Raw genomic sequence first — 14,152 nt, forward strand, 5'->3', positions numbered from 1 at the left:
TTCGGTACGCGCCCACCCGGGCCGCAAATAGACTTCGGACCCATGCTGACCATGCAGGACGCACTCGCCCGGTTGATCGGCTACTGGACGGAACAGGGCTGCCTGACCGTCCAGCCGATGAACACCGAGGTCGGCGCCGGGACGCTGAACCCGGCCACGTTCCTGCGGGTGCTCGGGCCGGAGCCCTGGCGCGTCGCGTACGTAGAGCCGTCCGTGCGTCCGGACGACTCCCGCTACGGCGAGAACCCCAACCGCATCCAGACCCACACCCAGCTCCAGGTGATCCTCAAGCCGGAGCCGGGCAACGCGCAGGAGCTCTACCTCGGCAGTCTGGCGGCGCTCGGCATCGACGTCGCCGCCCACGACGTGCGGTTCGTGGAGGACAACTGGGCCTCCCCCGCGCTGGGCGCGTGGGGTCTGGGCTGGGAGGTCTGGCTCGACGGGCTGGAGATCACCCAGTTCACCTACTTCCAGCAGGCCGGCGGCCTGGACCTCGACCCACCGTCGGTGGAGATCACCTACGGCGTCGAGCGGATCATGATGGCGTTGCAGGAGGTCCGGCACTTCAAGGACATCACGTACGCGCCCGGCGTCAGCTACGGCGAGGCGTTCGGCCAGGCCGAGTACGAGATGTCGCGGTACTACCTGGACGATGCCGACGTCGCCGCCAACCGCCGGCTGCTCGACGAGTACGCCGCCGAGGCGCAACGGATGGTCGACGCCGGGCTGCCGGTCCCCGCGCACACGTACGTGCTCAAGTCCTCGCACGCGTTCAACGTGCTGGATGCCCGCGGCGCGGTGTCCACAGCGGACCGGGCCACCGAGTTCGCCCGCATGCGCCGCCTCGCCGGTGACGTCGCCCGCCTCTGGGTCGCCCGCCGCGCCGAACTGGACCACCCGCTCGGCGTGTCGGCCGCGACGGCACCCGCGTCCCCGGCGGCCGTGGCCGAGGCCACCGGCGATCGGCCGCGCATGCTGGTGTTCGAGATCGGGACGGAGGAGATGCCGCCGACGGAGGCGCGCGCCGCGTGCGCCCAGCTGCGCCGCGACGTCGCCGACCGGCTGGCCGCAACCCGGCTCGCGCACGGCGAGGTCCGTGTGGCCGCGACACCACGACGGCTGATCGCGACGGTGTCCGACGTGGCCGCCCACGAACCGGACCGGGTCGTCACGGTCCGCGGCCCGCGCGCCTCGGCCGCGTACGACGCCGACGGCCGTCCCACCCCGGCGCTCGCCGGTTTCGCCCGCGCCCAGGGCGTCACACCCGACGCGGTGCAGACCGCCGACGTCAACGGCGTACCCCATGTGGTGGTGCAGCGGCACGAAGCCGGCGGCGCGGCACCCGCGGTGCTCGCCGCCGCGCTCGCGCCCGTCGTCACCGGCCTGCGCAGCAGCCGGAACATGCGCTGGAACGATCCACGGCTGTCGTTCACCCGGCCGATCCGCCGGCTGCTCGCCCTGTGGGGTGAGCACGTCGTGCCGGTCGCGGTGTCGGCGCTGGCCGCGGGCCGGCGCACGCAGCTGCTGCGGACCGCCGCGGAGCCGATCGTGGAGGTGCCCTCGGCCGAGGAGTTCGCCGAACTGATCGCGGTCAACGGCATCGTGGCCGACGCCGAGGACCGGCGCGACCTCGTGGTGACCGGCGCCCAGGACCTGGTCTACCCGGACGGCCGCATCGACGTGGCCGCCGAGGCCGACCTCATCGACCAGATCACGTACCTGGTGGAGCAGCCGACCCCGCTGCTCGGCACGTTCGACGAGGCCCACCTCGAACTGCCCGACGCGGTGCTGACCACCGTGATGCGCAAACACCAGCGATACCTGCCGGTGCGGGACTCGACCGGGGCGCTGCTGCCGCGCTTCGTGGCGGTGGCGAACGGCCCGGTCGACGTGGACCGGGTACGCGCGGGCAACGAGGCCGTGCTGCGGGCCCGGTTCACCGACGCCGCGTTCTTCTACGCCGCGGACCTGCGCGCCGGCCCGGCCGCGCTGCGCGAGCGGCTGGCCCGGCTGACGTTCACCGACCGACTCGGCTCGATGGCCGACCGGGCCGACCGGATCGCCGCCCTGGCCGCCGAACTGGCCGCCCCGCTCGGGCTCTCCAGCACCGACGCGGCCACGCTGCGCTGGGCGGCCCCGCTGGTCAAGTTCGACCTGGGCGCCCAGCTCGTCACGGAGATGACCAGCCTGGCCGGCGAGATGGCCCGCGACTACGCCCGCCACGCCGGGGAACCCCAGGACGTCGCCACCGCCCTGTACGAGGTGGAACTGCCGCGCCACGCGGGCGACGCGCCACCGCGTACGCTGCCCGGCGCGCTGCTGTCGCTCGCCGACCGCCTCGACCTGCTGGCCGGTCTGGCCGCCACGGTGGGCCTGCCCACGGGCAGCAGCGACCCGTTCGCGATACGCCGCGCTGCCCTCGGCGCCCTCGCGGTGCACCGCGCCCACCCGGGGCTGGCCCCGCTGAGCCTCACGGGCGCGCTGGCCGCGGCGGCGCGCCTGCAGCCCGTCGAGGTGACCGATCCGGTACGCCGCGACGTCGCGGAGTTCCTCGCCCGCCGCCTCGAACAGGCGCTGACCGAGGAGGGCCACCCGGTCGACCGGGTCCGGGCGGTACTGCCGCACGCCGACCGCCCGTCCCGGGTCGACCATCTGCTGTCCGAACTGACCGGTCTCGCGGACGATCCCGCGTTCCGGGGCGTCGCCGCAGCGATCCAGCGGGCCCGGCGCATCGTGCCGGACGGCACCCCGGCCGCGTACGATCCGGGCCTGCTCAAGGAACCCGCCGAGGCCGGGTTGCACGAGGCGGTCCAGGCGGTCCGCGCGGACCTGGGCCCGGAGTCGGATCTCACCGGCTTCACCCGCGTTGCGGGCCGGCTGGTCGCGCCGGTGGACGCGTTCTTCACCGACATCTTCGTGATGGCCGAGGACCCGGCGCTACGGGCGGCCCGCCTCGGCTTGCTCGCCACGATCCGCGACCTGGGCGCCACGCTGCTGGACTGGCCGCAACTACGCATCTGATCCGGAAGTCCGCCGGTGGCAAGTCATCCGTCAATGCCATGCGGCGGCCATCACCCGCGGATCATCCAGGTCTGTGAAGACTTCCGCTGATCGCCGCCAGTCCTCCACGGTGACCGTCCGGCCGCCCGCCACGCACGCATCTTCGTCGGCTACTTCTCCTCCGTCGAGGGCTTGGCGACGACGTACGTGCCGCGACCCACCACTGTCACCACCAGTCCGCGCTCACGGAGCAGCTGGATCGACTTGCGCGCCGTTCCTCGCGCGATGCCGTACTCCTGCACAAGCTGGTTCTCCGAGGGGATGGGCCGGTTCGGGAGCAGTTCACCTGCCTCGATACGGGCTTGGACAGCATCCGCCACCTGCACGTACAACGGCGTCGGGCCATCATGGTCGATCACATCGTCGACCATCCCACCTCGGTGTACACCGTGATCGTCAAAGGGGAACCATGGTGAACCCTGTACAGGCATGAGGAACTTGGCCTATCATCTGCCCGGGTCGCCGCTCCAGGCCCGCCCGAAGCGGACGACGGACTTCGCCCGCTCTTCCGAGGGAGGATGCGATGAGTCTCCAGGGCGACAACCAGCTTCGGCGGATCGCCGAGCAGGTCGCTGACCGCCTTGCCGAATCCGGTCACGCCTTCGTGGAGGACGACACGATCGATGGACTCGCGGCGGTACTGGAATCGTTTCTGGCCCGCCTTGGATCGGACGCGGGCGCCGCCACCGCCACCCAAGGCGGTCGCGACCAGTAGGGCTGCTGTCGCGGCGGGCCCGCGGTGGCTACCGTGAGACGAGCGGGCGAGAGCGGGTGGTGGCGATGCGGGCCAGGCTGGAGCCGCGGCGAGACGCCGACGACGCGGTGGAAGCCCGCCCTGTTGCATCCGCACCGGTCCGGTCGTCACTGCCCGGCCGGTGGGCCCCCGGGCAGGTGCCGCCCGACCGATCGTCGCTGGAGGCCGTGCTGGCCGCAGGCAACGCGGCGATCCACCGGCTGGTCGCGGGCGTGGCAGGTCCCGCCGTCCCAGACCGGAACACCACCCTCGCCCCGGCGGACGCGTTCGCGCTGGCGACCTCCGGCAGTGCCGGGGCGGTGCCGTACCGGGAGCAGATGGAGGAGCGGTTCGGGCACGACTTCGGACACGTCGACGCGTACCTGGGTGGGGACGCGGCGCGGGCCGGGCTGGCGGCGCTGGGGGCGCACGCCGCGGCGTACGGCAACCGCGTCGCGTTCGCGGATGCCCGTCCCTCCCCCACGGTCGTCGCGCACGAGCTGGCCCACGTCGTGCAGCATGACGGCGTGAGCCTGCCGCCGCGGCCGGACGCGGTGAGCTCTCCCGCCGACGCGACGGAACGGGCGGCCGCCGCGGGCGCCCCGCGCGTGACGGGGGCGGCGCCGGTGATCCACCGGCTGGTGGCCACGGCCGGTGGGTCCTGGACGACCGCGGCGTACCGGCCGGTCAATCAGGCGGGCACGATCGGCGCACACATCGAGCTGCACTTCACCGCGAACGACCTGGTCGAGGCGACCCGGATCGGCCTGACCCAGTCGGTGAAGACGCTGTCCGCGACGACCCGCGGCGGGGCGGTGGACACGCCGTCGAATGCCCGTACGATGCCGGATTTCCTGCAGCGCGGTGAGGGTGACGTGGGCCGCGGCATCGACCGGCGCGATTTCGGCCGGGGCGGCACGATCCCCAACACCAATCCGCTGTACGGCGTCTACAACGTGGCCCCGGCCGGGGCCGCCGCGGCGGTGGTGTCGGCGGCGCTGGGCGATGTGGCGGCCAGCGGCGGCAACAACGCCACGGGGGCGCACCGCCGCAAGCCCGACGGCACGTTCTTCCCGGCGGTCGATGCGGTGCTGGACGACACCCCGGGGCGTACGCCTGCGTTCGCCGGGCAGCAGTGGACGCAGAGTTTCGAGGTGGCCGCGCTGGCCATCGACGGGCCGCTGGCCGGGATGTATCTGGGCAGCGTCGCGTGGGGCTGGCGGACCGACGACGCGGGCCGGGCCAAGCTGGATCCGGCCGCGATCGCGCTGGTCCGGCAGGGGCCGCCGACCGAGGCGTTCGGCGACGCGGCCGTCAAGTGGAACTCGCTGACGTTCACCGACCCGGGCACCGGCACGGTGTACAACACGGTCGACCTGCCGATCGCGCACGACATCGACATCTTCGACACGGTGAACCTGGCCCGGCGGCTGGTCGAGATCCGTGCGGAGGTCGCAGCCCTGGCGGCGGGCCCGGACCGGGTGCGGCGCGACTTCACCCGGCTCGCGTACGAGCGGGAGCTGGCGCACCGCAACGTCGAGGTCTGGGTCAAGGTGCGCGGCACGGAGGACTGGACCGGCGCGGACGAGGTCTACGTCAAGGTCACCGGACAGAAGAAGCACCGTACGAAGGTGACGAAGCTCAACGACGGCGACAGTCACGACTTCCTCGTGCCGCTGGAGGCGTTCACCACCACGTTGCCGCTGGCCTCGGCGGTGCTGATCGAGGTGTTCGACGAGGACACACCGGACGCCGACGACAAGATCGTGTCGATGCGGTGGGCGCCGTCGATGGGTCAGATCCGCAACAAGTCGTCGATGGACGACGCCGACTACGACGTTCGGGTCGGCTACGAGCGCTGAAGGGGGCGCGGTGGGCGCGGTGGCGTGGTCGCCGGTGGTGGACGGGCTGCGGCTGGGTGGGGCGGCCGACGGTGGCACCGTGACGTTCACGCTGCACAACGCGGGCCCGGCGGAGCTGACCGTCCTGAGTCATGTGGACGTCGGCGAGATCCATCTGGACTGGTTCTCCGTGCTGCTCGACGACTCGCGGGTGCTGAGGTTCACCGGCGACCGCGACGAGTCGGCGGTGGAGCGTGCCCGCCTGGAGCCGGGCGGGTCGCTCAAGCATGCGGCCGATCTGCGGCACTGGGCGGGCCGGCCGGTCAACGGGGGTGCGTCGTTGCCGGCCGGCCCGCTCGTGCTGCGGTGCCGCTATGTGGTCGACGCGGAGGCTGCGGCGACGTTCGGCGGCGTGTGGTCGGGGTCGTTGACCACGCCGCAGTTCGGCTGACGGGTTAACGGGGGCCCGTCAGCCGGGGCCTCAGTTGTTCAGGGCGCAGGGGGCGAGCGTCGCCACGTCGAGCTGCGGCCGGGCGGCGTGCCGGCCGATGGCGGTGGCGATGCGGTTGATCGTGGCGACGCGCTTGTCCTTCAGCGGCCCGAGGATCGCGTTCTGCACGAAGTTGGGGCCGCCCTCGCCGACGCTGGTGGCGAGCCGCCGGTTCGCCTCGGCGATCTGGGTGTCCAGCAGCGCCAGGTTGCGAGTGACCTCGTCCTGCGCCTGCGCCGGGATCGCGGGCAGCGCGCCGTCCACCCGGGGGCAGTTGACCGTACGCGCAGCGACCGCGCCGGCGGCCTGGGTGGCCACCGTGGTGGGTTCGGCCGCGGAGGCGCCACCGCCCTGGTTCAGCGTGCACGTGGCCAGGCCCTGCACGTCGAGCTGCGGGCGCGGGGCGTTACGCCCGATCGCGGTCGCCATCCGGTTGATCGTGGCGACCCGCTTGTCCTTCAGCGGCCCCAGGATCGCGTTCTGGATGAAGTTCGGCCCGCCCTGCCCGACGCTGGTGGCCAGTCGCCGGTTGGCCTCGGCGATCTGGGTGTTGAGCAGCGCCAGGTTGCGCCCGATCTCCGCCTGCGCCTGCGCGGGCACCGCAGGCAGTTTGCCCGCCACGGCGGGACAGTTGACCGTGGGCGCGGCGGCCGTGGAGCCCCCACCCGCCCGGTTGCTGCTGGGTACGGCGGTGGGTTCGGCCGCGGAGGCGCCACCGCCCTGGTTCAGCGTGCACGTGGCCAGGCCCTGCACGTCGAGCTGCGGGCGCGGGGCGTTACGCCCGATCGCGGTCGCCATCCGGTTGATCGTGGCGACCCGCTTGTCCTTCAGCGGCCCCAGGATCGCGTTCTGGATGAAGTTCGGCCCGCCCTGCCCGACGCTGGTGGCCAGTCGCCGGTTGGCCTCGGCGATCTGGGTGTTGAGCAGCGCCAGGTTGCGCCCGATCTCCGCCTGCGCCTGCGCGGGCACCGCAGGCAGTTTGCCCGCCACCGCGGGACAGTTGACCGTGGGGGCAGCGGTCTCGTCGGCGGCGGCCACGCCGAGGCCGACGCCGACCATGGTCACGGCGACGGCGGCAACGCCGGCGATCTGCCAGCGACGTACGTTCGTTCGAGAGGTATACATGAGGGCGAGGAGCCTTCCTGTGCGGGGAACCGGCTTCCCCGATAGTTACGGGAGCGCTCCCATAACGGTTCACCGCACGAGGTTTCTTCGACCTTTCTTAAGGCTCACTTCAGGTTGGGCACGGACCGTGCCCAACCCGTCACTTGTCGACGATCGTCGGGAAGCCGTGCGCGAAGCTCAGCGCCTTGCCGAAGCCGCTGGCCACGATGAACGTGATGCCCAGCCCGACGCCGAGCAGCACCACCCCGAAGCAGGCCCAGCCCACCACGGTGCCGAGCGGGCGGGGCGTCGGCCCGGTCACGCCGGTCTCGTGCACCTCGGCGTCACCGCCGCTGCCCCACGCCAGGGACCGCACCCCGAGCGCGAACAGCGTCGGCAGCCCGGCACCCAGCAGCAGACTCGCGAGCAGGACCCGCCACGCGCCGTTGAGTGCGAAACCCAGGTTGTGCATGTCGTACGGCTCCTTCAGCTCACGGTCGCAGCGGGGACGGGCGGCGTGGCGATGACCGGCGCCGGGGCGGGCTCCCACTCGTCGTTGACGTTGTGGTGGCCGATCGGGGTACGCCGCGCGCGCAGGTACATGGCCCCGGAGCCGATGACGAGCAGCGTGAAGATGGCCAGCGCACCGCCGACGCCACCGACGAGGTGACCGATCCACCACATCGCCGCCCCGACCAGCCCGGCCGCGGGCAGCGTGATCAGCCAGGCGGCCACCATCCGGCCGGCCACGGCCCAGCGCACCGCAGCCCCGCGGCGGCCGAGGCCGCCGCCGATGATGGACCCGGTGGCCACGTGCGTGGTGGACAGCGCGAAGCCGAGGTGGCTGGAGGCCAGGATGACCGTGGCCGCGGCTGACTGTGCGGCCATCCCCTGCGGCGGGGTGATCTCCACGACCCCCTTGCCCAGGGTTCGGATGATGCGCCAGCCACCCAGGTACGTACCCAGGGCGATCGCGACCGCGCACGCCACCTTGACCCAGAGCGGGATGCTCGACGTGTCGTGCCACTGCCCGGCGGCGATCAGCGCGAGCGTGATGACTCCCATGGTCTTCTGCGCGTCGTTCGTGCCGTGCGCGAGCGAGACCAGCGAGGCGCTGCCGATCTGCCCCCAGCGGAAGCCCGAGTCGGTGAACCTCTGCGCCACGCCGACGCTGGCCTTGTAGACCAGCCAGGTCCCGGCGGCGGCCACGGCACCGGCGATCACCGGCGACATGACGGCGGGCAGCAGGACCTTGCCGATCACCCCGTCGAGCTTGCTGCCGTCACCGGCCCAGTTGACCCCGGCCCAGCCCAGACCGGCGACCGTGGCGCCGATCAGGCCACCGAACAGCGCGTGCGACGAGCTCGACGGCAGGCCGAGCAACCATGTCAGCAGGTTCCACAGGATGCCGCCGGCCAGCCCCGCCAGGATGATCAGCAGGAGCGCGGACCCGCCGTCGGACAGCAGCTCGGGCTTCGGGGCACCGGTCTTGCCCTGAATCTTCACCACGGCGTTGGTGACCGTCAGGGCCACCTCCACGGACAGGAACGCACCGATCAGGTTGAGGGTGCCGGACAGCGCGACGGCGATCTTGGGCCGTAGTGCACCAGTGGCGATGGAGGTGGCCATCGCGTTGGCGGTGTCGTGGAATCCGTTCGTGAAATCGAACGCGAGCGCGGCGACGATGACCAGCGCAAGGATCACCGATGTGGTTGTCACGCGGCGATGATGACCTGCCCGGGCGGCGTAATTCCAGTAGGTGAACCACACATGTAAAGGTGTTCCGAGTTTGTTTGCCTATTGTTTCCCTAAGTCCTACGTTGAGTAGTTTTTCAATTACCTTGCGTGATGATTCATGTCGGCGAGGCTGCCTCGTTAACCATTCGTTCGCCGTCATGCGGGGTCCGGTCCTTACCGGTCACCGCGGCGTGAGCCGGACCGCGAGGGCCACCATTTTGAGGTCTCCCTCGCGCAGCTTCTCGGCCGCGTCCCGCTCCCCTTGCGCCTCGAGGCGCTTCACGGCCGTTTCGATCAGCCCGGGATCACCGTCGAGCAGTTGGCGCGCCAGGCGCGCCTGGGCCGGGCTCAGCGACGCGTACGCGCAGGTGTCCAGCGCGACGATCGTCTCCTCGTCGAGGGTGCCGGCCAGCGCCCGCTCGGTGACGATACGTAACAGCCAGGCGGGCCACCAGCTGTAGTGCCCGATGAGCAGTCCCGACCGTACGGCCTGGGCGGGTTCCTGGCCGCCCGCGAGCAGCCGGTGGGTCAACGGGATGTCGAAATGCTCCAGGCGCAGCGCTGTGACGAACACCTTCTCCAGCTTGACCGTACCGACGTACGGCTCGGACGCGGCCGCCGCGGCGGCGCAGCGGCCCTGCAGGACGTCACGCAGAGCTAGTGCCTCGGTGAGCGAACCCGTACTTGTGTCACTGTGGGTGATGCGATCCAGTGTGGCGACGAACCGCCGCAGCGCGACATCCGCCCGCTCCGCCGCCTCCGGACTGGCCGGCCGCTCCAGCCGGCGGACCACGATGTCCGTGGCGATCTCGGCCTCGCGGCGCAGCAGCGGCGACGGGATGTGCGGCAGGATCAGGTAGCCGATCCCGTCCACCGCGGACGCCAGGTCGAAGCGTTCGGACGCCACCGGGAACTGCGCCCACCAGCTCTCCGGATGCCGTCCGTCGCGCTGCGCCACCACGCCATCAGGGTGTCCCACCGACGGCGCGCGCGGCGCGCGAAACCGCAGACCTCACCACTGCGGATCCACCGAAAGGCGGAGCGTGTCGCGTGCAATCCGTCCCCGGTCAGATACCCGGCCGGTCCCCGGGGCAGCACGCTGAGGGACACCACCACGCACCGACACACCGGGGGGAACGATGGCGGACACGGCACCGCTCGCGCACACCGACGTCCTTGTCCTGGACTATCTCGCCGCCCTGTGGGCCGAGACCGAGGACCTCGCGCCGGAACTGCGCGACGAGCTGATGACCACCGTGGCCGACTACGTTGCCCGGCGACGGGCGGCCGGCGGGGAGGACCCCGAACGGATCGTGCGGCGGCTGGGGCCGCCCGAGGACCTGGCCGCGGCCGTACGCCGCGGCCGGATGCCCCCGCACCTGCGCCTGCCCGCGCTGGCACCCGTCGCAGCGGTCCCGGCACCGGCGGCGGCCACCACCGACTACGTGGCGGTCACGCTGCTGACCGTCGGCGGCGTGTTTCTCCCGCTCGTCGCGCCGTTGGCCGGGATGGCCCTGGTCAGCGGGTCGCCGCGATGGACGCCCGCGGCGAAGGCGGCGGCGTGGGTGCTGTCCGCCGTGCCCGCCCTGTGCGGGTTCCTGCTGATGGTTGCCGGGGTGCTGCTCACGTCGGAGATCGGGCCGCTGGTGCTGCTGGCGTACCTGGCGATGGTGGCGGGACCGTTCGTGGCCGGGCTGACCCTGTTGCCGGGCCTGAGCGCACGATCGCAGGCTGCCCGCTGAGGCGGGATCAGATCAGGCCGGAACGGCGCCACAGGGCGACCCCTGGACCACCGATGAGACCCAGTTCGTCCAGGTAGGAGACCACGCGCTGGCCGGCCCAGCGCAGCGTCGCGAGGTGGTGCGGGTTGGTGCGGGCGGCCCGCCGCCCCACCTCCGGTGAGATCCCGACACAGCGGTACACCTCCGGGGCCACCATTCTGGTCCCCGTCAGGTACGCGGACCGGGCGATGATCAGCCGGTCGTACGCGAGCCGGGACCGCCCGGCCGTACGGACCTGCCGGGCCAGTTCCTCCCGGGCGTACCGGACGTGGCGGGCCTCCTCGATGACGTGGATGCGCGACACCATCCGGACCAGCGGCTGCAACGACTCGTCCGCGGCGGACTCGCGCTGCAACGCGTCGAGCACCTCCTCCGCGATGAGGATCGCCGCGAACATCCGCGGACCGGTCGCGGTCGCGGCCAGGAACCGGCCGAGCAGGTCGTCCACCATGCCGACCCGGTACGGCGGGCAGCCCAGCTTCGTCAGCATCCGGCCGAACATCACCGAGTGCCGGCATTCGTCGGCGACCTCGGTCAACGCGTACTGGGCGTGTGCCTCGGTGGGGTCCTGCCGGTAGTAGTCGCGCAGCAGCAACTGCATGAGGATCGTCTCGAACCAGATGCCGAGACCGGCCACGCTGGCGACCTCGTGACGGGTGAGCGTGATCCGCTGCGCCTCGGTCAGCGACTCCCACAGCTCGGTGCCGTACAGGCTGCACCGGTGCGGCGGCACGAAGTAGCGGTCGGGCGCGAGCGGAGCGTCCCAGTCGATCTCCACGTCCGGGTCGTACGTGTGGGCCGGGGAGGTGCGCAGCAGGCGGGTGGCGGTGACGTCGCGGGCGGGGGGTGGGGTCACCATGACGTGCCTCCGGGATCGGGGGGTTGACGTTACCCGAAGTAACAGTTACTTCTCGTACTATGAACTCCGTGGATGCCTCCGTCAACACCCCGCGCGACGGCCGCCGGGGACGCTGGGCCGATCACCGCGAGCAGCGCCGCGCCGAGCTGACCGCCGCGGCGATCGAGGCCATCCGGCAGCTCGGCCCCGAGATCGGGATGGACACGATCGCCGCCCACGCCGGGGTGAGCAAGCCGGTGCTCTACCGCTACTTCGCGGACAAGTCCGAGCTCTGGCAGGCGGTCGGCCAGCAGGGCGCGGCATTCGCGGTGGCCGCCATCGGCCCGGCCGTGGCCGCGGTCCGCGAGGAGCGCGACGTCATCCACGCCGCGATCGACGCCTACCTGGCGCACATCGAGGCGGACCCGAACCTGTACCTGTTCGTGGTGCACCAGGCCAGCATCGCCCGCCCCCGCGACGTGGTCGCCGAGGTCGTCGACACCGTGGCCAGCGGGCTCGCCAGCATCCTCGGCGACCGGCTGCGCGCCCTGGGCCTCGATACCGGCCCCGCCCTGCCCTGGGCGTACGGGGTGGTCGGCTACGTGCAGACCACCGCCGACTGGTGGCTGCGCCGGCAGAAACCGATCAGCCGGGCGGCGCTCAGCGACTACCTCACCACCCTGCTGTGGAGCGGCGTGTCCGGCGTCAAGGCCGCCGCCGACCTGCCCGGGGGGCTGGCGGTGACCGGGCGATGACCGACCATCTGCACGGACTCGACGAGGAGTACTCCGGCGCCGCGGTGCTGCGCATCGACGGCCGCGACATCCCGGTGATCGTGCGGCTGTCCGCCCGCTTCGAGCCGGTCGAGGGCCGCTACCGATGGGCCGGGCGCACCGGCACCAGCGACGACCTGCACGCCCGGTTCCGGGCCGGCCTGCGCGACGGCACCCTGCTCATCGGATCCGGCCCGGCGGTCGCGGTCCGGCTGGCCGAGCCCGACCCGTGGGGTCGCCTGCGGCTGACCGGCACCGGCCTGCCGCCCTGGTGCCACCCGGCCGCCCCGGAACCACCGCCCTCGCCCGCACCGCCCGCTGCGGTCGCGGAACCACCGCCATCCGCGGCACCGGCCGGCCCGGGGCGGCCTGAAGGGGCCGAAGGTCCCTACTGACCTTCCCGTCCGGGCGCGAGCCTGACTCTGGGGGTTCCCTCCCGTCCGCGCCACGGCCGTGGCGTGCCGCACGTCGAAGGCCACTTCCATGAGGACACCCGAGCGCCGGCGCCGCAGCGCCGCCCACCGATGACGACCGGGACGGCCCGGGCCCCCCGTGCCCGGCGGCTACGCCGCAGCGCCCCGGCGCTGACGCCGTGGGCGCAGGCCCGCGCGCTGGCGCGACGGCTGCCCGGGGCCACGGGCACCGAACGGATACCGCTGGACGCCGCGGCCGGCCGTACCCTCGCGACCGCGGTCGTCGCCCGGACCAGCCTGCCGGGCACGGACGACGCCGCGGTGGACGGATACGCGGTCCGCGGCATCGCCCCGTGGCGCGTGGTGGGACGTGCCCTGGCCGGGCACGGCGGCCCGCCCACGGTCGCCGCCGGTGAGGCCGTGGAGATCGCCGCGGGCGCCGCCATCCCCGCCGGTACCCACCGGGTGGTGCCGTACGAGGAGGCGCAGCGCGACGGCGACCTGGTGTGCACCGCCAGCGTCACCGCGTGCCGGCACATCCGCGGCACCGGTGAGTACGTCTCGGCCGGCGAACCGGTGCTGCCCGCCGGTGCCCTGCTCACCCCGGCCGCGATCGGCCTGGCCGCCGCGGTGGGCCTCGATACGGTGACGGTACGGCGCCGGCCCGTGGTGCGCCTGCTGGTCACCGGCGACGAGATCGTCGCCGCGGGCACGCCCCCGCCGGGCACGGTCCGCGACGCGGTGGCCCCGATGCTCGCCCCGTTGCTGCGGGGCTGGGGCGCCGACGTCGAGCCGCCGCGGTACGTGCCGGATCAGCCGGCCATCGCCGGGACCGCCGCCATCGCTGCGGCCGTCCACGACGCGGAGGTCACCGTGGTGTGCGGCGCGTCGTCGGCCGGGCCCGCCGACGGCCTGCACCGCTCGCTGCGGCTGCTCGGTGCGTGCGTGCACGTCGACGGCGTCGCGTGCCGGCCGGCCGAGCGGCAGGTGCTCGCCCAGTTCGGCGACCGCTGGCTGGTCGGCGTGCCGGGCGACCCGTACGCGGCGCTGGTCGCGGCGCTCACCCTGCTCGAACCGCTGATCGGCGGCCTCACCGGACGGCCCGCGGCGCCCTCGGCGCAGGCGCTGCTCATCGGCGACGTCCGCGCCGACCCGCGCGGCACCCGGCTGCTGCCGGTCGTCCGGCAGGGCGCGTGCGTACTGGGGCATGCCGCGGCGCAGGCACGGCATCTGGGCGATGCGGCGCAGGCCGACGCGCTGGCCGTGGTCCCGGTCAGCTGGCGGCCGGACCGCCCCGTCGAACTGCTCTCCCTGACCTGACCGCGACGCCGGGCGCGGCCCGGGTGAAGGCGCGCCCGGCCGGGTCGCACTCGACCACGCCG

General features: G+C 73.0%; 14 protein-coding genes. 8 read left to right on the forward strand and 6 right to left on the reverse strand.

Annotated elements, in window-relative coordinates:
* Nucleotides 1-42: 42 nt before the first annotated feature.
* Complete coding sequence (locus tag ACMCNK_RS08355; protein WP_412735819.1) at nucleotides 43-3,021, forward strand: glycine--tRNA ligase; 2,979 nt, start codon at nucleotides 43-45, stop codon at nucleotides 3,019-3,021.
* 149 nt (nucleotides 3,022-3,170) lie between these two features.
* On the opposite strand, the gene ACMCNK_RS08360 is transcribed toward ACMCNK_RS08355, so the two are convergent.
* Entirely contained in the window at nucleotides 3,171-3,431 is a 261-nt protein-coding gene (locus ACMCNK_RS08360; protein ID WP_412735820.1) for a GntR family transcriptional regulator, read from the reverse strand.
* A gap of 152 nt (nucleotides 3,432-3,583) precedes the next feature.
* Here ACMCNK_RS08360 and ACMCNK_RS08365 point away from each other — a divergent pair, with 152 nt between their 5' ends.
* From ACMCNK_RS08365 to ACMCNK_RS08375, 3 genes are all read left to right on the forward strand, one after another.
* The gene (locus tag ACMCNK_RS08365; protein ID WP_412735821.1) at nucleotides 3,584-3,775 is read left to right on the forward strand and encodes a hypothetical protein; all 192 of its coding nucleotides are present in this window, start codon (nucleotides 3,584-3,586) and stop codon (nucleotides 3,773-3,775) included.
* A gap of 65 nt (nucleotides 3,776-3,840) precedes the next feature.
* Nucleotides 3,841-5,655, forward strand: coding sequence for a DUF4157 domain-containing protein (locus ACMCNK_RS08370; protein ID WP_412735822.1), 1,815 nt, complete (start codon nucleotides 3,841-3,843; stop codon nucleotides 5,653-5,655).
* A gap of 10 nt (nucleotides 5,656-5,665) precedes the next feature.
* Nucleotides 5,666-6,085, forward strand: coding sequence for a hypothetical protein (locus tag ACMCNK_RS08375; RefSeq protein ID WP_412735823.1), 420 nt, complete (start codon nucleotides 5,666-5,668; stop codon nucleotides 6,083-6,085).
* Between the two features lie 30 nt (nucleotides 6,086-6,115).
* On the opposite strand, the gene ACMCNK_RS08380 is transcribed toward ACMCNK_RS08375, so the two are convergent.
* The 4 genes from ACMCNK_RS08380 to ACMCNK_RS08395 all read right to left on the reverse strand — a co-directional run bounded on the left by ACMCNK_RS08380 (nucleotide 6,116) and on the right by ACMCNK_RS08395 (nucleotide 9,926).
* Entirely contained in the window at nucleotides 6,116-7,249 is a 1,134-nt protein-coding gene (locus tag ACMCNK_RS08380) for a hypothetical protein (RefSeq protein WP_412735824.1), read from the reverse strand.
* Nucleotides 7,250-7,388: 139 nt separating this feature from the next.
* The gene (locus tag ACMCNK_RS08385) at nucleotides 7,389-7,700 is read right to left on the reverse strand and encodes a hypothetical protein (protein ID WP_412735825.1); all 312 of its coding nucleotides are present in this window, start codon (nucleotides 7,698-7,700) and stop codon (nucleotides 7,389-7,391) included.
* Between the two features lie 14 nt (nucleotides 7,701-7,714).
* Nucleotides 7,715-8,947, reverse strand: a complete 1,233-nt coding sequence (locus ACMCNK_RS08390; RefSeq protein ID WP_412735826.1) for an inorganic phosphate transporter — start codon at nucleotides 8,945-8,947, stop codon at nucleotides 7,715-7,717.
* 199 nt (nucleotides 8,948-9,146) lie between these two features.
* Complete coding sequence (locus ACMCNK_RS08395) at nucleotides 9,147-9,926, reverse strand: hypothetical protein (RefSeq protein ID WP_412735827.1); 780 nt, start codon at nucleotides 9,924-9,926, stop codon at nucleotides 9,147-9,149.
* Between the two features lie 178 nt (nucleotides 9,927-10,104).
* Here ACMCNK_RS08395 and ACMCNK_RS08400 point away from each other — a divergent pair, with 178 nt between their 5' ends.
* Nucleotides 10,105-10,707, forward strand: coding sequence for an HAAS signaling domain-containing protein (locus tag ACMCNK_RS08400; RefSeq protein WP_412735828.1), 603 nt, complete (start codon nucleotides 10,105-10,107; stop codon nucleotides 10,705-10,707).
* A 7-nt stretch (nucleotides 10,708-10,714) separates the two neighbouring features.
* Here ACMCNK_RS08400 and ACMCNK_RS08405 read toward each other — a convergent pair whose 3' ends face one another.
* On the reverse strand, nucleotides 10,715-11,605 hold the full coding sequence (locus ACMCNK_RS08405) for an AurF N-oxygenase family protein (RefSeq protein WP_412735829.1): 891 nt from the start codon (nucleotides 11,603-11,605) through the stop codon (nucleotides 10,715-10,717).
* A 59-nt stretch (nucleotides 11,606-11,664) separates the two neighbouring features.
* On the opposite strand from ACMCNK_RS08405, the gene ACMCNK_RS08410 reads away from it, so the two are divergent.
* The 3 genes from ACMCNK_RS08410 (at nucleotide 11,665) to ACMCNK_RS08420 (ending at nucleotide 14,090) form a co-directional block, all read left to right on the forward strand.
* Nucleotides 11,665-12,339 carry a TetR family transcriptional regulator gene (locus tag ACMCNK_RS08410; protein ID WP_412735830.1) on the forward strand — a complete coding sequence of 225 codons (675 nt, stop codon included), beginning with the start codon at nucleotides 11,665-11,667 and terminating at the stop codon, nucleotides 12,337-12,339.
* A complete protein-coding gene (locus tag ACMCNK_RS08415; protein WP_412735831.1) occupies nucleotides 12,336-12,752 on the forward strand; it encodes a DUF4873 domain-containing protein in 417 nt (138 codons plus the stop codon). The genes ACMCNK_RS08410 and ACMCNK_RS08415 overlap by 4 nt, the downstream gene beginning before the upstream one ends.
* Nucleotides 12,753-12,815: 63 nt before the next feature.
* Nucleotides 12,816-14,090, forward strand: coding sequence for a molybdopterin-binding protein (locus ACMCNK_RS08420; protein ID WP_412735832.1), 1,275 nt, complete (start codon nucleotides 12,816-12,818; stop codon nucleotides 14,088-14,090).
* The last annotated feature ends 62 nt before the right edge of the window (nucleotides 14,091-14,152 follow it).

The sequence above is a fragment of the Krasilnikovia sp. MM14-A1259 genome (genome assembly GCF_047159535.1).
Classification (GTDB): domain Bacteria; phylum Actinomycetota; class Actinomycetes; order Mycobacteriales; family Micromonosporaceae; genus Actinoplanes.